The organism is Ruegeria sp. CDSC052 (assembly GCF_059610685.1).
Genome location: NZ_JBXWOB010000020.1, coordinates 1 through 24,516, shown reverse-complemented (window position 1 = coordinate 24,516; position 24,516 = coordinate 1). Strand labels below are relative to the sequence as shown.

Here is a 24,516-nt window from a genome sequence, read left to right as displayed (position 1 = left end):
GCGTATTCATTCGCCTGTCCGATATGGTGAATTTTGCACAAGAAAAACCATAATCAGTGGGACTATGACAGAGATCAGGCCCACGGTAATCAGCAAATTCCCCAAGTGGCTATAGTCAGCGATGGATGCAACTGTACCCGTTCTGGGTTCGGTCACGACACGAGTCACGACAAATACCTGGTTTAGGTATTTTGTGCCCAAGCTGCTTGCCGACAATGCCATGTTGGTGAAAGACGCCATGACAGCAAAAAAGGTCGCCTTGAGATGTGTCGGGGCGTTACGTGCGATCCAGGCCAGCATCGGGACCATCGCGATCTGACCCAGCGGTGACTCGACGGCTGTGTCGAGTATGGCGATGAATCTTGCATCCACAACCCCGCCTGTGTGCGCGGCCGTCCATTCATGCACTCCGTAGTACAAAGCAAGGTTAGGCAGGGCCAGCACTCCGGCGGCAATGGTGAGCAGTACCACCACCTGCGCGATGGAACGACTGGCCATAAACGGTCTGAGGATGATCAGGCCAAGCAGCGCTAGTAGTGAGGTCAGGAGCGCCAGAATTGCCAGAAACTGTTCGTCGAACCCAAGCTCGTCGATTTCGAACCAGGTCAATCCCGGACCAGGCAACGGGACCGCGCGAAAAACGAAAATGATTGTCGCCGTCCCGATCAGAACCTTGGCCTGTTTCGACTCCAGTTCCCTTAGCAGCCGTGACATGAGATAGAGAATGACCGTGAGCGAAACCGCAAAAACAGTCTCTTGCGCAAAGGCGAAATTTGCGGTTCCCAACACAACGCTGAGTACAACAAACGCGAGACCTCCCAGCAGTATTGGCCACCTTACTTCGGTGGCTTGATCCGGTTTGTGTGGAAGGTGCCCAAGACTAACGAGGCGACGCTGTATCAGAGCATGAAGAACCACTCCGCTGATCGACAGTAAGGGGACAACCAGAGCGACGAGATAGACCTGACCGTAGAGAACCAAACGATCGCTTTTATCCAGATCCTCCGCGCCCGAAAAAATCCAAATGTTAACCGCTGCGACTCCCGCAAACCCGGATATGATCGCAATCCTGCCCAGGGTCTGCATGGTAGTGTGGCGGGCACGAACTTCTTCATGCGTAAACGCGAACCCATCTTGGTTGGTTTGTGGTACCGCTTCGACCGTCATGGCATCTGCCACGACGTCCTGAATGGCATAACCAGAAGGTGCCAGGATCAAGGCAACGACATACCAATGCTCAAGCAGCATGACCCCGGCCATCTGGGCAGGCGCGGTCACAAGTCCATACATGATAAGCAACGAGGCCGTGATAAGAGACGCGCCAACCAATATCAGCAGCGATTTCCAACGCCAGAACAGATCCACCAGATGCCCAAGCGGCATTTTCAAAATCCAGGGCAATCCGGCCCAAAATGCCAAGCCCGCCACGAAAGCAGCAGATAGATTCAGATAGTCCTTGAGGAAAAACGCGCCAACGACGGATGTCAGTCCCGAAACTCCGGCCGCGAAGTACACCATTAACGGTGGCATGTAGGACCATTGTAATTGCGCGACCAGATCAACGAATGTCCGGTGCCACCAGTCAGAGAGCCGCCTTCCAAGTGTAGGTCGATCAGTGTTCATACGTCATTCGGATCCCGTTCTGGCAACCTAACGCCGTCGGATTTTCTCTCAAAGAAACCCGGCGCCAAAAAGCAGGGTGCTGGTCAGCACACCAAGGATTGGCACGACAAGAGGTACGTGGAAATGTTGTCGGGTTGAATCCGGTTTCAACTTCAAAAAGATCAGCGAGAAATTGACTAGCACAAACACCCCCAAGACGATCTGAGATGTGCGTTCTGCTAGGGTGCCGATCGGCAGTGTTTGGGTCAGTAGAAGGATTAGCGCCACAACCAGCAGGGTTGCGACGACTGGTGTCTGGGTTACCTGCGGGACACTCGCCAGTATTTTCGGCAGATGATCCCGGTCGGCAAGACCGTAGATTACCCGCGACGCCATTATCATCTGGATCAGGACGCCATTGACTGTTGCAACGACTGCGACTGCGGCAAACCCCTGTTTGATTACTTCGGGTGCATTTGAAAAAACCAAAGCAAGCGGGGCAGTCGACGTCGACAAGGTGTCGATAGGAACAACAAGCAGGACCGTAATTGAGGTCGCCAGATACAGACCCGTCGCCAGAACGAGCGTCAGCAGAATTGCCTTAGGAATTGTGCGAACTGGGTCTTTTACTTCTTCGGCGACGTTTGCCATGTCCTCGAATCCAACAAAGGCAAAGAAAGCCAGAAGCGACGCCGCAAAAATGCCCCGCCAAGCGTTGATCTCAAAACCTGGAAACGTCTCGCTGAACGCATAGCCTTGCGGATCCTGCACGGACATGCCCCAGCCAATCACAAACAGAAGCCCCGAAATCTCGATGATCGTGATCACTGCCGCCACAAATACTGATTGCGCGATGCCCCAGAGTGCAATCAGTCCCATAACCGACACGATGCCGATCGTAAGCAACGTGGTGCCAAGGTTGGTCAGGGTGTGAAGATAGGAGGCCGCTCCAATCGCAACGGCCGAAGCCGATATCACTCCCGAAGCAGCGACGGCGAGACCCACCAACACGGCAATCCAGTTTCTTTGAAACCCAGCTTCGACGTATGCCGCTTCTCCCGCGCTTACGGGATAACGGGTTGCGAGTTCGGCGTACGACAAAGCCGTCAGCGAAACGACGAGCGCTGCAATGAGAAACGAAACAGCGGCGTAAGGACCAGCGACCTCGGCGGTGGCACCGACAAGCACATAGATTCCCGCACCAACGGTGACACCTAGTCCGTAAAGCGTAAGCAACGGGGCAGTAAGCGCGCGTCGGAGTTTAGGTGTCGGTGGATCGGCCGTATGCATTGGCTTCACTCCTCAATGAACAAACGCCTGTGTACCGAGCTACAGCGCGGTTGAGTACACCAGTCACTAACGAGGGGCTCGCCACCATTCATTCCGAGCCCCTGCGGTGGAATTTCCACGCTTTTGCAATTCCGCTTATCACCATGTTTGATTTGGATGCAGGCGATGAACGGCAATCCCGCTGAAACATTCATGCTTTACTATGTAATGTACCTTTTTGAATTGATCTATGTCATTGGTCGCCAAGAACCGACCAGCCAAGCGGAACCGACTGCAGTGTACTTACTTTCGTCGCAGTTTTTCCCAGCTGGTACTCAAAGGCTGAATATGAGCGAGATCAATGAAGCGTTCGCTCAATACCGCGTAGTCTAAACGCGAAATGCTGACGTTCGAGGAGGAACAAATGCCAGTTTATCGCGGACTTCTTTTGTCAATATTTGCTGCAAGTGCTGCACTGGCGCAGGATATTGACCTTCAAAACGGGCACAATCTCTACAGAACCTATTGCTGGCAATGCCATGGTTTCGAGGCCACTGGAGATGGTCCAATGGCGGAGATGCTGGCAATAAGGACGCCTGATCTGACCAGGCTTGCGGCCCAAAACGACGGTGTTTTTCCGATTGAGGAGGTGGCGCGTCAAATTGATGGTCGCGCACCATTGCTCGCGCATGGCGGAGAAATGCCCATTTTTGGACCAGCTTTGGATTCGGACCAAAAAGTTGCGCTGACCATGCCTGACGGCCAGCCAATGTTCGCAGGTGTGCCGTTGGCAAATGTGATTTATTATCTTGAGTCCATACAAATCGAGTAGGTTGGTACAAATGCTGCCATTAGATTGTAGAGGACCACTGCCCACGTTTGTTGACGCCGGTTGATCTACATTAAGGTTATTTTCTACGGGATTTGGTAACATTCAACATTGGGAAGATGAGGAGGAATCTCCGATGCCTGAAGAGAAGCCAAAATCAAGTTACTCCAACCCACTTGTTGATGTTTTCAAGCAGATGCAGCCGACTACTACGGCCAATCCGTTTTTAGGCGCTCAGCTTGAGCAATTCTGGGACACGCAGGAGAAATCACTGAAAGAGGCAGAGGCCTTTGCACAACATTGGTTTGAGAGGCGCCACGAGGCTGTTCGAACCGCGCTAGAAGCTGCGCGCTCGGCGTCTGCTGCAGACCCGACTGATCCGGCGAAAGCACTGCAATCCATAGCAGAGTGGCAGAAGCATTCAGCCGAACGCCTCGTGGCTGACGCTCAGGAATGGTTCGAAACAGTTGCCCGATGTGCAGCATTTGCAGCGGAAACCGAAGCCGAAGCTGTGGAAAAAACAATAGATGATGTTGCAAGCACAGCAAAGAAAGCGGGTAAGTCTTCGAAATCCGAACCGGTTTAGAGTGCCGTATCACCGCGGAGGCCGGAATGATCGTAGCTGGAGCAATCGAAGGTGACTAACATGTATAAGAACATTCTGATTCCAGTCGCGCTGGACAACGATCACGATACACAGGCCTCATTTGAAGCTGCTCGTTTGCTGGCGAGTGCCGATGCGGAATTCACAGTGCTCCATGTGCAGGAGCCGATCCCTGCATATGTGGCATCCCAGATACCTGAGGAAGTTCTGGCAAACACGCGAAAAGAGCTTCAGGAGGGCTTACATCGGAACGCTGCAGAGCTACCGGGGGCGAAACCGCGGCTTATCTCGGGGAGCGCTGGCCGAGCGATCGTTGATTTCGCAAATGAAAATGGCATCGATTGCATCGTGCTGGCCTCACACAAGCCGGGGATCGAGAACATTTTTATTGGGTCGACTGCGAACCGGGTCGTTCACCACGCCAATTGTTCTGTCCACGTGATCCGCTGAGTCGTTTTTAGGCAGGTGTCCAAGTCAAATGCCGGATGCCCAGCATGGGACACAAAGACGACGGAGTGAAATTGGCGCTGTGAGCACGCGCAGCATGAAAATCGTATTCACGCTATGGGCTCTCAGCAGACATTCGAGAGTTCACAATGAGGAGCGCCGATGTCTGCTATACGGGACAAACCAGACATTAAACAATCAATGCCCAATGTCTGGTTCTCGGTATTTGCGTCACTCGCGCCCTGAGGTGTCCCACCAATGCGCTTGCACGAACTGAGGGATCGCCATCGTCGTGCCGTTCAAGCACTCGACCGTTCCGGCTGTCAGCTCAAGGGCCATCCATGCTTCATGCGCCGTCAACAGATCAGGATAAGGCGTCTGTTTGTCAGTTGGGGCAAAACCATACCGGGGGTAGAAGTCGGGGACGCCCAGCACGAACACAGCATCCGTTCCAATGGACTTCAGGTGTTCGATACTGGTTTCCATCAGCTCCTTGCCGACTCCATGGCCTTGATACACCGGCGACACGCCGCAAGGTGCGAGCAGGTAGCATTTTGTGTCCGGATGGTCCTGGAAGACGAACGGCGTAAACAGCACGTTGCCTGCAATCTGCCCGTCCGGTTTGACACTGATCGAGGTTCTGTCGCAAACTTTTTAGATGGCAAAGCATCAGTGGATTTGGCGAGCAGTTTATCCCGCCAGTTGGATGAACTGCTGAAACGGACGGAGTCCGGGCGTGAATTGACCTTTGCGGATCATGTTGACCAGTTCTATGCCTGCCAGGACAGATGCGGCTGAAGCGAAGGATTTGAATCCCAGCATGGGTCTGATCCTTCGTTTGATAAATCGGTGATCCTGTTCAATGATGTTGTTGAGGTATTTCCGCCTGACCATATCGAATGGGATCGGACAACCAAAGCTCTTGAGCATCTTGTTGATCGCTTTGATGCCAGCTGTATTGGCACCACTTTAGTCGATGACGATCTTGCGTGGCAATCCGTTCACCTCAAGGGTTCTGTCGCAAACTTTGCTCCCAACTGTCATTCCGACTGCGGTTCTGATAGTGCGCGCTCGGATAAGACATGAGCAAACGGTGACGATCTCATTCAAAGGCGCGCATTTCCCAAAGGACGTGATCCTACACGCGGTCTTCTTTTACCTGCGTTACGGTGTTTCCTATCGAGACCTGGAAGAAATCATGGCCGAACGGGGCGTCGACTTGGATCATGCGACGCTGAACCGATGGGTGGGCAAATATGCCGGGCTCGTGGCTGAAGCCGCGCGATATCGAAAGCATGCTGTGGATCGTTCTTGGCGCATGGATGAGACGTATGTGAAAGTGAAGGGTGAGTGGGTGTATCTCTATCGCGCGATCGACAAGTTCGGCAATACGCTTGATTTCATGCTTTCCAAGCGCAGAAACAAAGTTGCGGCAACGAAGTTTTTTGCCCGCGCGCTCGAAGTCAACGGTCTGCCGCATAAGATTGTTATCGACAAAAGCGGGGCCAACACTGCCGGCATCAAAGCCATAAACAAGATGCTGAAAGGCTTTGGCTGCCCAATACCGATTGAGATGGTTAGGCGGAAGTACCTCAATAATATCATCGAACAAGACCATAGATTCATCAAACGACGGATCAGGCCCATGCTCGGTTTCAAATCCTTCGCATCAGCCGCATCTATCCTGGCAGGCATAGAATTGGTCAACATGATCCGCAAAGATCAATTCACGCCCGGACTCCGCCCGTTTCAGCAGTTCGCCGAGCTGGCACGCTAATCTGCCCACCAATTTCAAAGATGCTTAGCCATCCAAAAAGTTTGCGACAGAACCGTTTGCGACACATCCCTAGCGAGCACCTCCAAAGGATCTTGAATTCACAATGATCATTTATTCCACATTTTGATCATTACCATGACAGTAGTAGAACTCGCCTCTGCGAACCAATCCAGTCAGCTCTTTGATTTGTTTGGCGACGAGATCGATCTATCCCGGTCTCGTCAAAGGGCTAGCCCAGATGGTTGCCAATCTGGTCGATCAGTTTTTGAGCCTCATCAACTGAAATTTCCCGCCCGCGTATCCTGAGGCGGAGTTCCCCAGATGTCACCTCGGCCTGAATTGTGCCGCCTGTGGGAAGGACAACCGGTGTCAATCGTTGCACCTGCTGCGGGCGCCCGCCGCGCGATTTAGCTTTTTCCACGTCCGGCACGCCCTTGATCGCAGCTTCAAGCAGACCCCATTCGGATTTGGAATCCAACGGGCCGGCGCCAGCCAATGCCTGACGCAATCTGGTTTGTGCCCCGTCCCGCAATGCCGAAGCAAGCTTGAGTCCGGCCTTTTCTGACAACGACACGGGATGCTGCAGCAAATCCCCCAACGCTTCATGGACCATAGCAAAGCTACGGACCTTGGACCGTTTGGCTTTGGACGCTGCGGCAAAAAGCACATCGACAGCGGCCTCGGTTGAAGCAAAAACCCCCTGCCCTGCCGCCAGAACCGCGACGCGCCCGCGTTCATAAGGGCTGAGGTTCGAGCGCAGCTCATTCTCTTCCACCATCGAGACGTAAGCGCCCTGCCCTGTTCCAGCCTCACGGACAAATGCAGGAATCTCGGTGAACCGAGCATCACTTTGGGACAGCCGCTTGAAGGCTTCCAGGCGCCGATAGCCCGAGATCAGGCCAAAACTGTCACCGACCCGGCTCACCTCGATTGGCGTTCTCAAGCCGTGAACGCGCAACGATTCCAACAGTTCCGCCATGGCTTCTTCGTCTTCAACCATCCGGTCACGGCGGATAAAATCAGGATCAATCTGATCCAGCGGTATTTTTTCCGCAATCAAACCGGCGGTCTGTGCATCGCGCCATCGAGCTGCATCACCTTGGTCCTGGGCCAAAGCGACCCTGTCTGTCACGGACGCCATGCCACCCAAAGTGGCGGCCTCCGCCGCAACCTGAGCTATTGGAGGTGCTGACGAGCTTGCTTCAAACGGGCTGATCGACGGTTTCGCGGCGAAACCCGCTTCAAGCTGTTCGAGCTCTGTTGTATCCGGTGCGGTCAGTCTTCTGCGTTTAGCCATCTGCTTCTCCTCCCATCTGAGCGTCGCGCCACCAGCAACCGATCAGAACCTCTTTGAATTCTGCGTAAGTCCGGTCAAATGTTTCCCGACCCCGAACATATGTGTCGCGGTTAAAATCACGGTAGTCGGCTTCGTAGATCCCATTCACCTGCTCACCAGCCTGCCCGACCAAAGCAGTATAGTCCTGCCGGTAGGCATTCATGAAATCCCCGAAATAGGCCTGAATTACGTTCGCCATGTCTGTTTGCTGACTGGCATCAAACCGGGTGATGATTGCGCGTACAACATCCCATTCGAACTTGAGCTCAGGCAAGCCAGCTGCGCGTTGTGCCGTGTTTTCACCATCCTCGATACTGGCGAAGGTCGTATAGAGCATGTCAAAGAACCGACCCGTTGAATCAAACTCCAGAAACGAAGCTCCAAGCGGAACCAAAAGGATATCTGCAGCAGCCAGTGCATTGATCGTAAGGTACCCAAGTGCAGGAGGCGTATCGAGAAAGACGATGTCATAATCGTTGAGGATACCTTCATCCTCGAGGAAATTGGTCAGGCCGTCCCACAAAGGCCAACTTCTCAGCCCCATCCTCCACACTGGGATCTGGAACTCGGCCCAGTAAAGGTTCAACTGCGCACCTATCAGATCAATATTTGGCCAATGGGTGTTCTGAATTACATCGCCAGGAGTCGTTGTAAGCGCCTCTTGCAAGGTCTCATCCAAAGGAATTTCAGGTTGACCTGCCGCATTGCGCACGCGGTTTTCCTCCTGCACCGCCCGAGCATAGTCCTTTGCGATCAAGGGGAACACAGTTTGCCATTCATCTGCGACGGACCCGCCAAGGATCGACGTCATGGATCCTTGGCTGTCGAGGTCGATTACCAGAACTTTGTACCCGTCCAAGGCGGCGGACATGGCCAGATGGGCGGCGGTCGAGGTTTTTCCAACACCGCCTTTGAAATTTGCAACGGAAACAACCTTTGCCGGAAGCCCTTCAGGCCGGTAGGGAAGATACTCCTTCGTGCTGACGCCTTCAGCCGCAAAATGCTGGCGCAAGGTCAGGACCTCTTCCAAAGTGAACCATTTTGAACCAGCTTCTCCTTCGCCTTGAGGAAGATCAGGATTTGCTTTGAGGACACGGCGGAGATGCGCAGGTGCAACCGGAATTAGATACTTAGTTATTTCCCAGATTGAAAACCTACGCAGCCGCTTTTCACCATCAGGGGCATAACCTCGGCGAGCAAGATCCTCACGGCCTTTGGCGCAGAATGCCGCTGCTTTTGCGAATCGAGAGGTGCCTATAGGATCAGGTAACTTCCCGGCCGCTGTTGCGGGATCAAGATTCAGATATGGCGGTAACGGAGGTTGGTTTGATTTGTTCACTGTCGTTGCCTCAGAAGATGTTCGCCTTAGCGGCGTATATTTAGGAATGTAGCGAACATTATCTTCTAAAGCTATCCTGCTATCGGAAGTTTTCCACAGTTTTTGCGCGCGAGGCTGGGTTTCGCCACGAAACTCTAGAAAAATGAGAGAGCACGCCAACAAAGAGTTTACTATTTATAGAGTCTTTAAGAGATTTAGATTAAGAATATGATAATTATAACAACAAGTTAGATCACATTAGGGACCCATTTACAGTTCCTGGGGTATCCGATTCCGGGATCAAAGGTGCCCAGATACGGGACCAAGGGAACCATTCGACAGGAACAAGGGCACCGATTCGCAGGGACGTGGATCTTCGACGCTATTAGACACTTACAAAGCCGTTTCCAGTACGTTCGATCCTGTCTGAGTCGTTCTTATGACGGGCTCGCGATGATAGGTCTGGGGATAAGTTTAGGTATATCTGTTTAGGGTACCCGTTTTCGGGATGAGCCTGAACCTGTATTTGGGCACCTAATAGAAGTTGATTGATAGGTACCTTTCATGGCAGAAATACAAAAAAGAGCAGTCAGGCAGAATCATGCCGGAAACACAAATAGACATGGATCACCTATCCGGAGCCTTGCGAAGGGAAACGGTGAAAAAGAACGTCGCCGCGATTCACATCAGCGGTAAGTTGACATTGCTTCAGCGAAAGCTGTCGAATGTCCTGCTTCTCAATGCCTATGATGCGCTGACATCTGCACAGACCCATACCATCGATGCACGAACTCTGGCGATGATGGTCGGCTATAACTCGAACGATTTTGATACCTTGCGTGCAAGCCTGCGCGCCCTGGCCGAGACTGTCGCTGAATGGGACATGTTGGATGAGCAGGGGCGTCAGGAATGGGGTGTTTCCTCTCTGCTGAGTTTTGCCAAGCTCAAGAATGGTGTTTGTGAATATGCCTACTCACCGGCGCTGGCGCAGAAGCTGTATGATCCCAAAATCTATGCGCTGATCAACGTTCAGATTCAGCGCAACTTTAGTTCGGGGCACGGATTGGCACTGTATGAAAACTGCTATCGCTTTGTGCGCATCGGCTCGACCGGTTGGTGGGCCTTGGACGTGTTTCGAAAGCTCATGGGTGTAGATGGCAGCGACTATTATACCAGCTTCAAACATCTCAACGCCAAGATCATCAAGCCGGCGGTTGCCGAGGTGAACAAAAGCTCGGACATTCTGATCGAACCCGAGTTCCAAAAGAAAGGCCGGGCGGTCACCAATATTCGCTTTCGGATTAAGGGAAACCCGCAAAAGGCGATGTTCGAAATTGATGACAGCGACGGTGCTCGGAATATGCAGGTGTACACGAAGCTACGTGATCAAGGGGTCTCGGATCGTTTGGCCCGACAGTGGATTTCCGAACATGGTGAAGACTACGTTGCGCAGAAACTTGATTACGTAAGGCAAAAGGGCGGAGTGAAATCCACATTGGGCTATCTGTCGGCTGCATTGCGCGATGACTATCAGCCACCTGAACCGGAACAGCCAGCGAAGCCCAGCCCCGAAGCACTGGAAGAAGCGCAGGCGAGGCAGGCCCAAGTGGCGGTTGAAGACAAAGCCTATGCCGAACGGGTAGCCGAGCGGGAGGAGCGGGCGCGGAAACTCTCGATCGTAGAAGAGCTGGTTTCGCGGCGAAACCCGACACAGAGGGACGCAGATAAAAGACTGTTTCTTGCCGGTCTAGACAACGACCTGGACCGCGAGCATTTCCGAGCGCATGCGTGGCGCTCGGGGCTGAACGCAACCGCAATCTTCGAATTCTGGCAAGAGCTAGAGCCAGACGCTTTCGACTGATCGCGGTAAGGGCAGGGGAGTGCATACCCTTTAGCAGATTATTGTTTTTTGAACGCAGATTTCAGTGCATCTGCAAGTGCCCCCTGCTGCGCATTATTGCCGTTTTTTGCGCGTTGTGTTTCTTTTTGTTTTGTATGGCTTTGCCGCGATTGGTCGCTGCTTTGAACGCGCTTTTGCCGGGTTTCAATGCCACCATCCTTGCGCATCGTCAGACCGATGCGTTTTCGCGGCGCATCCACCTCGACGACCCGTACCTTAACTACCTGGCCGGTTTTGACGACATCATGGGGATCTTTGACAAACCGATCTGCCAGTTGGCTGATATGCACCAACCCGTCCTGATGAACACCGATATCAACAAAAGCGCCGAATGCCGCGACATTGGTAACTGTGCCCTCCAGGGTCATTCCAGGTTTCAAATCGCTGATCTCTTCCACGCCATCAGCGAACGAGGCAGTTTTGAAATGTGGCCGGGGATCACGACCGGGTTTTTCAAGCTCGGAGAATATGTCCTGAACCGTGGGCAGGCCAAAACTGTCGTTAACAAACTGTTCGGCGCGCAGGCCTTTCAGGGCGCCTTCATTCCCCAGGATTTGCCGAATATCCCGCCCACATGCGGCGACAACGCGTCGGGCCACGGAATAAGCCTCGGGGTGCACGGAAGACGCATCAAGGGGCTCGGCCCCATCGCGTATTCTCAAAAAGCCTGCGCATTGTTCGAACGCGCGGGGACCTAGGCGCGCCACCTTCAGCAACTCTGAACGAGATTGAAAGGCACCATTCATGTCGCGGTGCAACACGATGGATTCTGCCAGTCCCGGGCCCAACCCGGACACATGCGACAGCAATGGGGCAGAAGCAGTATTCAGATCAACCCCGACAGCGTTCACAACGTCTTCAATGACAGATGCCAATGATTGCGAAAGCTTATATTGATCCACATCGTGCTGATATTGCCCGACCCCGATGGATTTGGGTTCGATCTTGACCAGTTCCGCCAAGGGGTCCTGTAAACGACGGGCGATTGAAACCGCTCCGCGAAGGGAAACGTCCAGATCCGGGAACTCTCGGGCGGCCAGTTCGGATGCGGAATAGACTGACGCTCCGGCTTCCGAGACCACGACTTTGGTGGGAGGAGTGACGGTTTTGGGCAAATCTCTGAGCGTGTCGCCGACCAGCTTTTCGGTTTCGCGGCTGGCTGTTCCGTTGCCGATTGCAACAAGCTCAATGCCGTGCTGGGCGATCAGGCGCAGGATTGTGGCCTGTGCGCCTCGAAGGTCATTCTTGGGTTGGAACGGGTAAATTGTTTCAGTTGCAACCACTTTGCCAGTAGCATCGACAACCGCTGCTTTGACACCTGTTCGTATTCCAGGGTCCAGCCCCAAGGTTGGGCGGGCGCCAGCTGGCGCAGAGAAAAGTAAGTCTTTGAGATTGCGAGAGAAAACAGAAATCGCCTCGTCCTGGGCACGGCTGCGGAGGTCGGCCATCAGGTCAACCATCATCGTCAGCGAGAGCTTTACCCTCCAGGTCCAACCGGCCACCTTGCGTAACCAAGTATCGGCAGTTGAATCCGTGCGGGTTAGCAGATGTGATGCGACGATCGCTTCCGCCCGAGCCGCGCCGGTCTCGGGGTCCGGCGCGATGTCCAATGTCACGATGCCCTCTTTTGACGCGCGAAGCATCGCCAAAGCCCGATGAGACGGCGTTTTGGCCCACAGCTCGGAGTGGTCGAAATAGTCACTGAATTTCGCGCCATCCTGTTGTTTGCCATCAATCACCTTCGATGTCAGCAGCGCCTCGCGCTGCATGAAGCTGCGCAGTTCGCCTAACAGGGTAGCGTTCTCGGTTAGTCGTTCGGTGACAATGTCGCGGGCACCGTTCAGGGCATCCTTGCTGGTCGGAACAGCCTCGGACAGGTAGGATTGGGCAAGGGTATCGGGATCGACAGACCGGTCTGCAAGAATTGCGTTAGCCAGAGGTTCCAACCCGTTCTCGCGTGCGATCATTGCCTTGGTGCGCCGCTTGGGTTTGTAGGGCAGGTAGATGTCTTCCAGCTGTGCTTTAGTGTCAGCCAGCGCAATGGATTTTGCAAGATCGTCTGTCAGCTTGCCTTGATCCTTGATCGAATTCAGGATGGTTGCGCGCCGGGCGTCCAATTCGCGCAGATAGGTCAGGCGATCTGACAGGGTGCGCAGTTGGGTATCGTCCAAACCACCTGTCGCTTCTTTGCGGTAGCGCGCAACAAAGGGCACAGTCGCGCCTTCGTCCAACAATTTTACTGCGGCCCCTACCTGATCGGGTCGGGCGTTGATCTCGGTGGCGATGGTGCGGGCGATGCGGTCCAATGGGGCCTCCTGACAGTCGTTCGGAGAGACTTCTTAGCCAGCTGCTTTGCTGAGGGGAAGGGGGCTAAATCTGTTGGGCCAACTCTTGCAGATCGTCATAGAGGGTTTTGGCAATCTCAACATATCCGCGTTCGATGTTGCGGGCCCGGGCGGCAAACCGGCGTTGCGATGGCAGGCGCGCGCCCTGATCGGTGATGTCAGCGAACAGGCGTTCTGCCCCTGCATCATTCGGGTCTATGCGGCCACCGCTGAAATGCCTCGGATCGAAGGCCAGAAGGATTTCACCATGATAGGGGGCGCCGCCTGAGTTGCCGGCAAACTCCATGCTCTCCAGACTGGTCAGGTCGTCGATCAACGGACCGGCCAAGAGTTCGATCATGATGGACAGGGCCGAACCCTTGTAGCTGCCGAAGGTCAACATCGCACCCTCCATCGCAGCCTGCGGATCGTTGGTTGGGTTGCCGTCCTTATCGATTGCTACGCCATCGGGCAGGGGCTTGCCTGCGCGGCGATAGAGTTCGATTTCGCCACGGGCAAAGGCGCTTGTTGCGAAGTCAAAGGTGAAGGGATCCTTGCCCTGTCGCGGCCAGCTGAAGGCCAGCGGGTTGGTGCCCAATGAACCGCGGGTGCCGCCGGCAGGGGCAACCCAGGAATGGCTTGGTACCATCGCCATCGCCGCAAGGCCGGCAGCAGATAGCCGCTCCACTTCGGGCCAGAGGGCAGAGAAATGAAAACAGCGATTGATGGCCATGGCTGCAATACCATGGGTTCGGGTTTTCTCGATCAGAATTGGAAGTGCCTCATGAAATGCCAGCAGGGACATACCTCCGCGAGCATCGACCCGAACGATGGCGTTATCCGATTGGGTAATGGCTGGCGAGACATTTCCGTCAATCTTGCCTGCCTTCATGGTGTCATTGCACATGAACAGTCGGAACAGGCCGTGCGACTGGCAATCATCAATCTGACAGGTGACCAGCATATCCGCGATGGCCGCTGCATGGTCCGGCCCGTATCCGGATCCGGACAGGATGTTCAGGCTTAGGTTTCGTATTTCATCCAGTGTCAGATTGACCGCTTCGCTCATCTGCCATGTCTCCCATTGCGTTGGCAGAAGAAGGCATAGCTTGGTCTGACTGGCAAGGAGAACCCTTGGCAATTTGCCATTCATTTATGGTTAATGCCGTATTGGATTGGTCTAATAATGCAATATGTGAATAAGTTAACAGAAGTTCCCAGGCCTTTTGTACTCAATCAAAAGTTGTGGTGGCGGCTCAGCGACTCAAGTTGATTTTTCAGATCAGCAGAGGTCGCACTCTGCGTGGCGCCCTACAAAATTTTCAGAAGTTTTTTGGATGGGGAATTTTATGCATAGTCCTTATGATCGTGACCGAGTGATCTGCTTGGAGTTTACACCGCGCCTTTTGTCCGAATTTCGCAGCATAGTTGAAAGGTCTATGGGATACCGCGTGTCGAACGATGCAGAAAGCACAGGCATTTCTTACCATGAAAAAGCAATCGTTGTACGTCAGTGCCTGAAGCGTTTTGTGCCGGCCAATGCCCCAAAACCTGCCGGGTCGCATAAGCGCCAGCACAGTTTTGCACTGATCAACCTGGGTTTGTCGACGGCGCGTGCCGAAGTATATTCGCAAGGATACAGCGACTATATTGCCTATCCATTTGTCACCAGCGAAATCCAGCACAGATTCAGTGCGGCGCGAGCATTGATGAAACAGAATGTCTCTGCCGAGTACTTTTCAAAAGATACGTTGGTCAATGCTGCTTGTAATTTCCTTTCTACCGAGCCCGAATTTACAGGCGGCATTGACGCCTTGGCGCAAGTGGTCGGGTCAAACCGGAACACCTTGTCCAAGCGGTTCAAGGAAGAGTTCGGCGTTGGCCCCATGGCTTGGTTTCGGCGCTACAGGTTGAACTATGCAGCGGCCCTGGTTCTTGAGGGGCAGCACAGCATTCAGGACATCGCCTTCAAGGTTGGCTACGAGGATGCGAATAACTTTTCGACCGCGTTCAAACGGGAATTCGACGTCTCGCCGTCAGAGTATCGGCGCTATCGCAATTCGATGAACTAAGCATCACCCAAAACACGTCCTGGATGAGCATGCTCCTGCGCGCGCGAGGCTGGCCAAAGTGCGCACCGGTTACCGCGGGCAGGGGTCTAACAGTGCAAAGATCAAAGGAAATGATGATTCCTGCAAAGATCGAATTACAGAGTTCTCAGCTAGCATTGATTCACGATTTCGTCGTTCTCGACAAGAACCGCTAATGGAAGGAATCTGAAATTGGTTACCGAAAATATTCAACTCAGATTGGTCAATCACTCGGATGATGCCAATAATTCATCGATCGTTATTTTCCAGCAAAACGTGGCCGAAGATTTCGGCGAACTCGCTATCGCGTGGAAAGTCATCAAAAACCTGGGGCGGCTGGATTATCACCCCTTCAAATACCCGCTGAAGTTTCAGGTTTCGGCCTCGGACAGCTATGGGAACTATACGCCGCAGATGACGGCCTATGACGGTCAGGCCTATGAAATGGTCAAAGACACCAGCGGAGATATTTTGCGCCTGGCCAAAACCCCGGCAACGTCGCCGAATGAGGTCGAGCTGCGCAACAATCTGACCATGGGATCGATCAACGCGAATATCTATCGCGAAGGCAAACTTCTGGCCGCCAAGACCAACCTTGCGCCGGGGCAGAAGGGCGTCTTTCAGTTCCACCCGACCATCTATATCGGCGTGGTGTCGCAGATCGAAGAGGGCCAGGTCATGGACTCGGCGATCATCAGTCAGATCAACACCGAGATCAATCTGTTCGGCATCCAAAGCGCTGATATCGTGATGTCGGGCGGCGGGCCTGGCAAAAACTCTACCCCCTTCGATTTCCAGCTGGCAAACATCAATGCGTAAACGCGCCCTGCGGCGAGTCACGCGCCGCAGGATGCACACCGCTTGACGGAGCTATGGAAAGAGGAGGTGTGTCATGACCAAAACTGCCGACACAACAATCGCCCTAAAACGCAAACGGTCTGAGGGCGACGAAGACAGCGATCAGAAGGCTGCCGCTGATACCCCGACGCCGGTAAAGCCCGCGAATCCCAAAAAGCCGGATTCGAAACCCAAGGATGACGCGGACAAGAAAGACAGTTTGAAGCCCATCAAACAGGTTTGGCAATCTGGCGATTTCCATAAGACCGGGCGCAACAAGCCCCCCTATAACGGGCTTCAGATTTCGGTTCAGTACAAGGTGGACGATGCCGGGAAATTTGAGGACGTGGCCGTCACCTTCACGGATTTTACATATTCCAAGGACGGGGTCTCATCCGAAATTCAGGCTCTGGCGGTCAGTGATGGCTGGGTTGAGGTTCCCAAACCCGCCAAACCCAAGCCCAGCAAAGACGCCAAGGCGTCACCGTCCAAGGGCGATAAGGGTAAAACAGATTTCACAGTGGTCGGCCACGTCAAAATCAGTGGCGAGCCGGATGGAAAGTTCTTGAGGTTGCGTCTGAAATCCGGCCTGGAGCCGGGGTTTCAACAGCTTGGTTTTATCATGAGGCTGTCGCCGCCGCCGTCGAGTTCATAACACAGATTCGTCAGGGTGGCGCGATGACAACCCAACTCGTATTTGAGAACCGATCATTAAACCCCAATGTGCGCAGGGTTGGCCTGTTCTGGGACTGTTTGGATCACGACCAGCACATTAGGCCGTTAACCTGGCAGGTTGTTCTGCAATGCCCGTATCGCTGGTACCGAAGCTTTCAGATTGACCTGACCCTGTCGGTCAGGTTCGTCACCTGCGAGGGCAATATCTCGCCCGATGTTCTGGTGGATCGCAAAGTTGTCTGTGGCGAGGCAACGATCGAACCCCGGCGCAAAGGCGACGGGATTGACCTGACCATCACGGTTCCAAAAGGGCATCGGTTGCACAAGGTGCAGGTCGTGCGCTGCGGCTTTCCCCTGACCGAAACCCGCCTGCCTTTGCAGGGAGAATGCGTGCTCCGGGCTCCGGACCGGCTGAACTTTGCGGCCGATATGACAACGCGGCAGGGTTTTCGGATCGACCGCCGGGAAATAGGTCCGGGTGTGGCCAGTTTTGATCTGCACCAGGTCCAGGCAATGCGCGTCGCCATGTATGGCGGCACGCCGGGTCCGAATTCCGATCCGATCAATTTTGTTGGTTACGACATTCAATATTCATGACGCCCAAAGCGGGCGAAACTTTGGAGGAGTGAATTGATGGCTTACAGACGTACATCCGGAATTCTGACCGACGGCGGTGCCGATCCCAAGCTTGAGGCGGACTATATTGTTGCCGCCGCCATCGTAGGTCATTCGATCGAACAGATCCGCGCCAATGTCGATGTGCAGTTTTCAATGGAACCTTCTGACGAGATGCCCAGGCCCGACAAATGGTCCCGCGAATGGGATCAGCTTCAGCAAGCCGCCCAGAAAATCGGACAGCTGGCCGCTTTGGAAATCGACATGCAGGGCCATTCGGTCAGGGCAGGGACGGCCGTCGATCATAAAACCGGCGCTGTGATCGTTGGGGTTTATGGTTTGGCCGGGCATGAGCCTCCGACCGAGGGCGATATCCGCCACCCCGAACACCACCTCAGTGACAAGGGGCAGGTGCTATATGATGAGATCAAGCAAAGGGATCGCGACCCCGCTTATCAGTATATCGGGCTGGGGGCCTATACCGGGTTTGTCGATAACGGAAATGTCGAAGGCGACACCGATCCGGTCGGTCCGATGCCAAGCGCGCGGTTCCATATCCCTGATCTGGATGCGGGCGATCATGACGACAATATTTTCGAGGGATGGTACCCTCGGTGGTTGCCGCCCGAGGATTCTGCCCTGTGGAACCCGCGCGTTCGTCGCGATACCCATGACCATGACTGCGTTGGTTGGGGCATCATTGGCGGCGATCTGGCGCAGGATGCTCCGAAGGAAGGGGAACCCGACCACGGGGCGACAAACCGGTCGGACCAGATCACCAATATCATGCGCTTTGATCAGGGTATGAATTTCGTCGATGAAAGCGGGGACGAAGGCGTTAAGGGTTATACCCATGGCATGATCCAGGCGATCTACAAGGCCTATCATCTGGGCCCGCATTGCACGCCTTATGAAATTACGGTTGGTGACTGTACCACCAAGCTGGCCTCGTGTTTTGGCTGTACGATGTTCATGACCGCCAATGGCTATCCGCCCACCTCGACCCATCTGGGGCGCGCCGAAAGCTGGGTGCCACTTTACGAGCCCTACAAGCCGTCGACCTCACCTAAAACCGAGCGGATCGTGATCAACGACCTGAACGCCAGCTTTGCTGCCTATTGCGACAAGGTTCTGCGTACTGGGATGCGCGCGCTGAGCGTCGACAATATCGCGGATGCCTATGACCGCTGCCCGGCTGCGCTGGAGCATGTTCTGGGCGGGCATTATTCTGCGGATAACCGGGTTGCGGTCTCTCTGTTTCTGGATGCCCTGACTGTTCATGACCGCGAGCTGAGCCGCGTCCGTCGCGTATTGGGTTTGGACTAAGTCACCAACAGCCCGAATTAACATATCGGAGGAGAAGACACATGGCCTTTCAGGTTTATGCACTCGTACATACCCGCTCTGGTCGGTTTCTGATGTTTCGTCGACCTATCCTGACCTTTTTCCAGCGCGGAAATGGGGGGCAAATTTTCCCCGAAGGTCAGAAACTGCATGGCGGCGGGCGCTATGCTCTGCCATACGCTCAGGTTGATCCTGAAATCGCGATTGAGCTTTGGGAGGATGATAATTTCATTGCCGAAGCCGGCCAGCAAATTCTGATTGATTGTTGCGGTGCGCTGATCGAGTTCCTTCCCCCAGAAGCGGCAGACAAGGGGCCTGTGTCAATCGAGGGCGAGCATGAGATATTGCTCGCCCCGGCGACCGAAGTCGTGACCCGTTTCGATGAAGATGGCACGCGATCCGCAGTTTATTTCGCCGAAGTGTCCGACGCGGATCTGGACCGCATTCGCGACTATATGGTTGAGGTGTTGGCCGAGGCTCGCGCGGCGATGTTGGCCGTGATTCAGGACAACCTGTATGAATACACCGAGATCGAGGCATTCTTTCCGCACGCGCCTTTTGACAATATCCATACCGGTGTTGATGTCTGGCAACTGGATATCGAGCGTCTGGAAATCAGTGGCCTGAAATCCAGCAAGCTGACTAAGGGTTCACTGCAGGCGATCAGCGAGCTTGAGGTCGTGTTGGCGGTGGAAGACGCTTAACGGGCATGACCAGCCAGGACCCCAAACTCATTTGGATGGATGCGCCGTTCGAGGATCTGCGTAACCAGTTGGTGGCCAATTTCGAAACCCATCCGCATGGTGCCGATCCCCCGGAATTCGTGACCGTCCAGTTCTTTTTCACCAAGACACCGGGCAAGGCAGTGCGCGGCCCTGTTCTGAGGTACAAGGAAAGAACGCCGCTGAATGTGCTGTTCGAAACCGGTGAGCGGTTGACCGGTACCCTGACCTGGCAAAGCGGATTGAGTACGCCGTTGTCTCAGCAGGTCCTTGGGGCTTTGGCTCTGCAAGAACCCGAGACCGGTCGTGTCTGGCGCTTTCAGGGTTTTATGTCTGAATTTGGCAAGCCAAGCCATATTCCATCGCCCGATTCCGGAGCAGGGGGCGGGGCCGATGATGGTGGGAACTCTGGCACCGGGCAAAACGGTTCAGGTGGACATGACGGGCATGACCCAGATCAGCCAAGCCACACTCACGGCGGTGATGGTGATAATCCATTTAGCGATGACCCGGATTCTGACGGGCTGAGCCCGGTCACTCAGGGCGCTAACCTGCGCTGGGATGAGCTGTTCCCCTTCATCTATATGAAACATTGGCCGTCGATAGCGCCGGGCGCGCTGGATGCGGGTTTCATGGAGGTTCCGCAAAAGATCCTGGCGAACAGCGTGTTCCTGCAAAGCCTTGTTTCAAAATCCGGGGACAGGTCAGGGCAGGAGGCTTTGGCGGTTACTTACGTGGATCCAAGCTCGAACACCGACAATACACCAGGTGGGAATAGTTCGCCCCATCCGGCATCGGATGCGGGGCAATCCGGCAAGGCTCAGCCTGCGGCCGAACCGGGCAAACCCAAAGGGTTCATCTCCTCGATTGAATCGCTTGGCCCGCCATTCAGTTCATATCCTGAATTGTGGCCGGCTCTGCGAGAGCTGCCTGATTTTTCGCTGGCCCAGATCACAGATCTGATCAAGGCCCGTCTGGGCGGATGGGCCGCATTCAAGGTTCTGGCAAATGCACCGGATGCGCAAAAGGAACTGGCCCGCATCTGGGAAAGCATCGTTGCGCTGAACCTTTTGGCTGGCTGGCAAAAAGACGAACTTGCAGTTCTGATTCAGGTGTTGACTACCCATCACGTTCTGACCCGTGCGCTGGCTGCAACCGAAGGAGGGCATGCCAGCTTGATGACCGATCCGGTCACCGGACAACAGATCAAAGCTTGGATGCATGCGACGCTGGTTTTGCCTGGCTCCATATTCGAGCCGAAAAAACCTGCGCCGGTTGCAGCAAAGGATACAGATCATCAGATCCCTCTGAAATTGACAAAGCCCGGCTGGGTGCGCGCCTATTCATACGGGCTTGCTCGTTCGATCCGGTATCAGCCGCTTGGGTATGAATTGGGCGACGTGCAGCGTATCGAAAATGTCCTGCGCGGTGAAATGCGCGAGACGCGAAACCGGAGATTGCAGCGCCGCGAAAGCCATGAGGCACATTCCGATGTGACCACCAAAATTGCCCGGCGGGACGAGGATACCTCGGTTTCGGACCTGATCAATCAGGTGCAAAAGACGTTGGCCGACCATGTCTCGACCACGCATGTCAACTCTTACGACACCCAGTACGGAATGCCGACAGATGGCAATAAGATGAGTGTTACTGGGAATTGGTGGGTGCAAGAGCAGCCAGCCGGAGGCTTCGCGAAAAACGACCTGAAATTTGCCCGCGACATCGTCGAGAAAACGGTGCGAAACCTGTCACGCGAAATGCGCCATACGCGCGAGTTATCCGAAGTTGAAGAAACCGAATACTCGGATGTGACGCGCTTTGACAATCGGCGGAACGGCACGGATATCCGCGGCATCTATCGTTGGGTGAACAGAAGCTTTCGCTTGCGCACGAAAAGTCTGGGCGAGGTTTTGATTTTTGAGATCATGGTCCCCAGCCCGGGTGAGAATCTTGTCCGGCATATTCGCCGGTCCTGGCAGCTTGATCTGCGCCCACCGAAATCTCCAGGCGAGTTTGGGATAAGCGGATTTCAGGATTTGACCGATGAGACTGGCAAGACAGACGATGGCAAGATATTTTATCTCGATGCGTTTCAGGAATTTGGCGTGGAAGAGACCCGTATGGCCCCGCCATTCAAGCTTGTGGTCAGCCAAACGGTGCAAAGCCATACGCCAGTGGCCGAAGGCGCCGTCCTGATCCCCAGAGGCTTTGAGCCCATCAAAGCAACAGCAACGGTGATGAGTGTCGGAACTCCCGCAGAAACCCATGTCATCGTGGGCTCGGTCGCCCTGCAACCGCAGCAAGCGGGGGACAAATCCGCCCCGCCCGGTTCAAACGGCCATGCGGACAAGTCACCGCAGCCACTGCGCCTGCCTGTCAGCCAAGCCTCGGGCGCGCAGGTGCTGAGCGCCCAGCTGGATAAAGGGTTCGGAACCGGAACCTCTCCGGCGGATGAAGGCCATCCGCTTGGGTTCACCATTCTGTGCAGCCTCAAGCAAACCGCAGCCACACAATCGTCCGAGCCCAACTCTCCGCCGGATATGCCGGTTCCCGATCCTGCACCAATGCATTTGCAAACCGAATTGACCGGTTTCTTTGCGGCAACTCTTGAAGTGACGTGCCAACGGTCGGCGCAGACTTATTCCGATTGGCAATTCGAAACCTATAGGCTGATCAAGGAAGCGTATGCGCGGCAGCTAGAGGGTTACCGTCGCAAACTGGAACAACAGGTGGCTGCGATTGAGGCTCAGAACCCTGCGTTCCTGAACAAGGCGATGACGACGGAAATCCTGTCCGCGGCCCAGGAGCAAATCTTGACCCTCAGCGGGTCCGAGAAGGATGCCGTGGCCCCGGATTATGTCAAGCCGCGTATCAGGCACTATTTGCAACAAACGGTCGGGTGGTCCGACATCGCCACATTCATGGATATCGAGGACGAAGTCAGCGATCTGACAGGCGACCCCGCGGATCTTGCCCTGCGCGAGACCGTACCCGACCTGCGGTTCCGGGATTTTCTGCGCGCTGACCGTGTGCGCATTCTGGCGCCGGTCGACAGAAAGCACGCGCGCAGTTTCCTGTATTTCCTGCGCACCGGCCGGATCTGGCCGGATGCAGATCATCTTGCCCCTTGCCTGCCCGAAGACGCCGAAATTGTGGCCCGGATTAAATCGGAACATACACAAGACGATGAAGGCAATGCGCAATCCTGGACGGTTCAGGTGCCCACGCATATGTGCATGCTGAGTGCGGATAGTGATCTGCCAGGTCAGACGGATTCAGAATGAGACCGCCAGGCTTTCCGACCCCGCCCCGACCAAACGCCCCCGGCGGACCGCTTGAACCACAACAAGGCTGGGGTCCGTCTCCGGGCCGGGTATTGGGAATGCCGGTTGGCGCGGTGATCGCTTTTTCCGGGGAGCTTCTGGGACAATCCAAAAAGCTGGCGGGCGGGACCACTGATCTGCAACATTATGGCTGGAAGGTTTGCGACGGCTCACCTCTGTTGATTTCCGCTTATCCGGAATTGTTTGCCGCCATCGGATATCTGTTTGGTAAAGGCAAGGACGGAGAGTTTCGACTGCCTGATTACCAGGGCTATTTTCTGCGCGGCGTCGACCCCGGCGGGAAAGTCGATAAGGATCAGGACCAGAGGTACCGAACCGACAAAAAGAACCAGAAATATGACAGGGTAGGGTCGCTGCAACTGTCTGCGCTCCAGCAACACCAACATGTGCTGGAACAAAGCGACAGCACGGTATCAAACGGAGTGTTAGGCCCGGAACCGGTTATCGCCCCCACACCCCAATCCAATTCGGGCAACGTCGTTAAAGGGTCGGCCCTGACCAGCGAGACCGAGACCCGCGCAATCAACATCTCGGTCTATTGGCTTATCAAATGTCGGTTGGATGCGGTGTTATGACAGATAGAAAAGGCCGATCTGATGGCATGTAGGCTGGGCAAAATTGTAAGGTCGTTTCGCAAACCATCAGGACAGATTCTCAAGGCGGCGCCAGATAAGGCGCAGGCAAAAGGAATAGATGTCAGTGATCATCAGCGGGATATCAACTGGCCGCAAGTCGCAGCCTCGGGTGTTTCTTTTGCGCTGATAAAGGCGACCGAAAGCGTCAGCATCAAGGATGCCTATTTTCAGCCAAATGTACTGGGCGCGAATGAGGTGGGTATCCTGTGCGGCGCCTATCACCTGCTTCACGTCAGCCACCCGGCCAAGCCACAGGTCACGAATTTTGTCGATGCAGTGCAGGCTGTTCTTTCGAAAGGCCCGGTTGGAAAATCCGGCCTTCTGCACCTGCCATTTACACTCGATCTTGAAGGCGTCCCGACGGCACAGGGGGCCGCCTATCGAAGCCTCGCGCTGGAATGGCTTACCAGCGTTCAGAGGGCTTTCGGAACGGTGCCGATGGTATATGCCAATCTGAACACCTGGGAGACTGAGCTGACTTCGGGTTTCGGGAACTACCCGGTCTGGCTGGCAGAATACGCAGCCAGACCCGCACCGGATGCTCCGCAATGGGAGTTTTGGCAGCACTCTACGAACGAGCGAGTGTCCGGTATTGCCCCAGAGGTTGATTTGGACGTGTATTGCGGATCGGTTCAGCAACTGAAGGCGCAGTACGGGGTGCAAAGCCGAAACTTATAATTGTCACAGTTCGATTCACCAAAATGATCAGTTGCTAACTTGGGCAAACCCAAAAAACGGTAGTGCAACTCCGCAAAGAATTTGAGTGATCCCGTTGAGCAGCCTCATCTGACTGGTTCAATTTGATTGTTAGTGCATCATTGGCCTGTGATCCATTGAGATGATGGTTT

The 24,516-nt window shown here is 54.6% G+C and carries 22 protein-coding genes and 1 pseudogene; 15 read left to right on the top strand and 8 right to left on the bottom strand.

Annotated features, from left to right (window positions below; all coding sequences use genetic code 11):
* Positions 1-6 precede the first annotated feature (6 nt).
* Together AC2FIM_RS19700 and AC2FIM_RS19695 are read right to left on the bottom strand one after the other, a co-directional pair.
* Positions 7-1,623 carry an MFS transporter gene (locus tag AC2FIM_RS19700; RefSeq protein WP_271952501.1) on the bottom strand — a complete coding sequence of 539 codons (1,617 nt, stop codon included), beginning with the start codon at positions 1,621-1,623 and terminating at the stop codon, positions 7-9.
* Between the two features lie 48 nt (positions 1,624-1,671).
* Positions 1,672-2,892, bottom strand: coding sequence for an APC family permease (locus AC2FIM_RS19695; protein WP_142636022.1), 1,221 nt, complete (start codon positions 2,890-2,892; stop codon positions 1,672-1,674).
* A gap of 156 nt (positions 2,893-3,048) precedes the next feature.
* Between AC2FIM_RS19695 and AC2FIM_RS19690 the strand changes: the two genes are divergently transcribed.
* The 4 genes from AC2FIM_RS19690 (at position 3,049) to AC2FIM_RS19675 (ending at position 4,754) form a co-directional block, all read left to right on the top strand.
* Positions 3,049-3,264 (top strand): hypothetical protein, encoded by a 216-nt coding sequence (locus tag AC2FIM_RS19690; protein WP_142636020.1) that lies wholly within the window; start codon positions 3,049-3,051, stop codon positions 3,262-3,264.
* Between the two features lie 31 nt (positions 3,265-3,295).
* Positions 3,296-3,703 carry a c-type cytochrome gene (locus AC2FIM_RS19685; RefSeq protein WP_142636019.1) on the top strand — a complete coding sequence of 136 codons (408 nt, stop codon included), beginning with the start codon at positions 3,296-3,298 and terminating at the stop codon, positions 3,701-3,703.
* 133 nt (positions 3,704-3,836) lie between these two features.
* Entirely contained in the window at positions 3,837-4,286 is a 450-nt protein-coding gene (locus tag AC2FIM_RS19680) for a phasin family protein (protein ID WP_271952496.1), read from the top strand.
* A gap of 60 nt (positions 4,287-4,346) precedes the next feature.
* Entirely contained in the window at positions 4,347-4,754 is a 408-nt protein-coding gene (locus tag AC2FIM_RS19675) for a universal stress protein (protein ID WP_271952494.1), read from the top strand.
* A gap of 228 nt (positions 4,755-4,982) precedes the next feature.
* Here AC2FIM_RS19675 and AC2FIM_RS19670 read toward each other — a convergent pair whose 3' ends face one another.
* Both AC2FIM_RS19670 and AC2FIM_RS19665 read right to left on the bottom strand, forming a co-directional pair.
* On the bottom strand, positions 4,983-5,384 hold the full coding sequence (locus tag AC2FIM_RS19670; RefSeq protein WP_271952528.1) for a GNAT family N-acetyltransferase: 402 nt from the start codon (positions 5,382-5,384) through the stop codon (positions 4,983-4,985).
* Positions 5,385-5,441: 57 nt separating this feature from the next.
* Positions 5,442-5,768: pseudogene (locus tag AC2FIM_RS19665) on the bottom strand (DDE-type integrase/transposase/recombinase); the annotation flags it as partial.
* 76 nt (positions 5,769-5,844) lie between these two features.
* Between AC2FIM_RS19665 and AC2FIM_RS19660 the strand changes: the two are divergent.
* Positions 5,845-6,528 (top strand): IS6 family transposase, encoded by a 684-nt coding sequence (locus tag AC2FIM_RS19660; RefSeq protein WP_271952492.1) that lies wholly within the window; start codon positions 5,845-5,847, stop codon positions 6,526-6,528.
* A gap of 229 nt (positions 6,529-6,757) precedes the next feature.
* Here the strand turns inward: AC2FIM_RS19660 and AC2FIM_RS19655 are convergent, their stop codons facing one another.
* Positions 6,758-7,825, bottom strand: a complete 1,068-nt coding sequence (locus AC2FIM_RS19655) for a ParB/RepB/Spo0J family partition protein (RefSeq protein WP_496679692.1) — start codon at positions 7,823-7,825, stop codon at positions 6,758-6,760.
* A complete protein-coding gene (locus AC2FIM_RS19650) occupies positions 7,818-9,203 on the bottom strand; it encodes an AAA family ATPase (RefSeq protein WP_496679694.1) in 1,386 nt (461 codons plus the stop codon). Before AC2FIM_RS19650 ends, AC2FIM_RS19655 begins: the two co-directional genes overlap by 8 nt.
* Before the next feature lie 580 nt (positions 9,204-9,783).
* On the opposite strand from AC2FIM_RS19650, the gene AC2FIM_RS19645 reads away from it, so the two are divergent.
* On the top strand, positions 9,784-11,043 hold the full coding sequence (locus AC2FIM_RS19645; RefSeq protein WP_271952489.1) for a replication initiation protein: 1,260 nt from the start codon (positions 9,784-9,786) through the stop codon (positions 11,041-11,043).
* Between the two features lie 38 nt (positions 11,044-11,081).
* On the opposite strand, the gene AC2FIM_RS19640 is transcribed toward AC2FIM_RS19645, so the two are convergent.
* Both AC2FIM_RS19640 and AC2FIM_RS19635 read right to left on the bottom strand, forming a co-directional pair.
* Positions 11,082-13,388, bottom strand: coding sequence for a Tex family protein (locus AC2FIM_RS19640; RefSeq protein ID WP_496679696.1), 2,307 nt, complete (start codon positions 13,386-13,388; stop codon positions 11,082-11,084).
* Between the two features lie 64 nt (positions 13,389-13,452).
* Positions 13,453-14,475 carry an Ldh family oxidoreductase gene (locus AC2FIM_RS19635; RefSeq protein WP_496708370.1) on the bottom strand — a complete coding sequence of 341 codons (1,023 nt, stop codon included), beginning with the start codon at positions 14,473-14,475 and terminating at the stop codon, positions 13,453-13,455.
* A gap of 382 nt (positions 14,476-14,857) precedes the next feature.
* On the opposite strand from AC2FIM_RS19635, the gene AC2FIM_RS19630 reads away from it, so the two are divergent.
* The 9 genes from AC2FIM_RS19630 (at position 14,858) to AC2FIM_RS19590 (ending at position 24,346) form a co-directional block, all read left to right on the top strand.
* The gene (locus tag AC2FIM_RS19630) at positions 14,858-15,478 is read left to right on the top strand and encodes a helix-turn-helix domain-containing protein (protein ID WP_496708371.1); all 621 of its coding nucleotides are present in this window, start codon (positions 14,858-14,860) and stop codon (positions 15,476-15,478) included.
* Between the two features lie 210 nt (positions 15,479-15,688).
* On the top strand, positions 15,689-16,315 hold the full coding sequence (locus tag AC2FIM_RS19625; protein ID WP_142640307.1) for a hypothetical protein: 627 nt from the start codon (positions 15,689-15,691) through the stop codon (positions 16,313-16,315).
* 73 nt (positions 16,316-16,388) lie between these two features.
* Positions 16,389-16,988: a hypothetical protein gene (locus tag AC2FIM_RS19620; RefSeq protein ID WP_142640306.1), complete on the top strand. Its 600-nt coding sequence runs from the start codon at positions 16,389-16,391 to the stop codon at positions 16,986-16,988.
* Between the two features lie 23 nt (positions 16,989-17,011).
* Positions 17,012-17,605 (top strand): hypothetical protein, encoded by a 594-nt coding sequence (locus AC2FIM_RS19615; protein WP_281973906.1) that lies wholly within the window; start codon positions 17,012-17,014, stop codon positions 17,603-17,605.
* Positions 17,606-17,641: 36 nt separating this feature from the next.
* The gene (locus AC2FIM_RS19610; protein WP_282021700.1) at positions 17,642-18,949 is read left to right on the top strand and encodes a hypothetical protein; all 1,308 of its coding nucleotides are present in this window, start codon (positions 17,642-17,644) and stop codon (positions 18,947-18,949) included.
* Between the two features lie 41 nt (positions 18,950-18,990).
* Entirely contained in the window at positions 18,991-19,671 is a 681-nt protein-coding gene (locus AC2FIM_RS19605) for a hypothetical protein (protein WP_271952474.1), read from the top strand.
* Between the two features lie 5 nt (positions 19,672-19,676).
* On the top strand, positions 19,677-22,973 hold the full coding sequence (locus tag AC2FIM_RS19600) for a hypothetical protein (protein WP_496708372.1): 3,297 nt from the start codon (positions 19,677-19,679) through the stop codon (positions 22,971-22,973).
* Positions 22,970-23,608, top strand: coding sequence for a tail fiber protein (locus AC2FIM_RS19595; RefSeq protein WP_271952471.1), 639 nt, complete (start codon positions 22,970-22,972; stop codon positions 23,606-23,608). Before AC2FIM_RS19600 ends, AC2FIM_RS19595 begins: the two co-directional genes overlap by 4 nt.
* Positions 23,609-23,629: 21 nt before the next feature.
* Positions 23,630-24,346 carry a glycoside hydrolase family 25 protein gene (locus AC2FIM_RS19590; protein ID WP_271952468.1) on the top strand — a complete coding sequence of 239 codons (717 nt, stop codon included), beginning with the start codon at positions 23,630-23,632 and terminating at the stop codon, positions 24,344-24,346.
* Positions 24,347-24,516: the final 170 nt, after the last annotated feature.

What these genes read in the sequence shown, in the direction of transcription:
- AC2FIM_RS19700 (WP_271952501.1), bottom strand. Translation starts at nt 1,623, where the DNA reads ATGAACACTGATCGACCTACACTTGGAAGGCGGCTCTCTGACTGGTGG.
- AC2FIM_RS19695 (WP_142636022.1), bottom strand. Translation starts at nt 2,892, where the DNA reads ATGCATACGGCCGATCCACCGACACCTAAACTCCGACGCGCGCTTACT.
- AC2FIM_RS19690 (WP_142636020.1), top strand. Translation starts at nt 3,049, where the DNA reads ATGCAGGCGATGAACGGCAATCCCGCTGAAACATTCATGCTTTACTAT.
- AC2FIM_RS19685 (WP_142636019.1), top strand. Translation starts at nt 3,296, where the DNA reads ATGCCAGTTTATCGCGGACTTCTTTTGTCAATATTTGCTGCAAGTGCT.
- AC2FIM_RS19680 (WP_271952496.1), top strand. Translation starts at nt 3,837, where the DNA reads ATGCCTGAAGAGAAGCCAAAATCAAGTTACTCCAACCCACTTGTTGAT.
- AC2FIM_RS19675 (WP_271952494.1), top strand. Translation starts at nt 4,347, where the DNA reads ATGTATAAGAACATTCTGATTCCAGTCGCGCTGGACAACGATCACGAT.
- AC2FIM_RS19655 (WP_496679692.1), bottom strand. Translation starts at nt 7,825, where the DNA reads ATGGCTAAACGCAGAAGACTGACCGCACCGGATACAACAGAGCTCGAA.
- AC2FIM_RS19645 (WP_271952489.1), top strand. Translation starts at nt 9,784, where the DNA reads ATGCCGGAAACACAAATAGACATGGATCACCTATCCGGAGCCTTGCGA.
- AC2FIM_RS19635 (WP_496708370.1), bottom strand. Translation starts at nt 14,475, where the DNA reads ATGAGCGAAGCGGTCAATCTGACACTGGATGAAATACGAAACCTAAGC.
- AC2FIM_RS19620 (WP_142640306.1), top strand. Translation starts at nt 16,389, where the DNA reads ATGACCAAAACTGCCGACACAACAATCGCCCTAAAACGCAAACGGTCT.
- AC2FIM_RS19615 (WP_281973906.1), top strand. Translation starts at nt 17,012, where the DNA reads ATGACAACCCAACTCGTATTTGAGAACCGATCATTAAACCCCAATGTG.
- AC2FIM_RS19610 (WP_282021700.1), top strand. Translation starts at nt 17,642, where the DNA reads ATGGCTTACAGACGTACATCCGGAATTCTGACCGACGGCGGTGCCGAT.
- AC2FIM_RS19605 (WP_271952474.1), top strand. Translation starts at nt 18,991, where the DNA reads ATGGCCTTTCAGGTTTATGCACTCGTACATACCCGCTCTGGTCGGTTT.
- AC2FIM_RS19600 (WP_496708372.1), top strand. Translation starts at nt 19,677, where the DNA reads ATGACCAGCCAGGACCCCAAACTCATTTGGATGGATGCGCCGTTCGAG.
- AC2FIM_RS19595 (WP_271952471.1), top strand. Translation starts at nt 22,970, where the DNA reads ATGAGACCGCCAGGCTTTCCGACCCCGCCCCGACCAAACGCCCCCGGC.
- AC2FIM_RS19590 (WP_271952468.1), top strand. Translation starts at nt 23,630, where the DNA reads ATGGCATGTAGGCTGGGCAAAATTGTAAGGTCGTTTCGCAAACCATCA.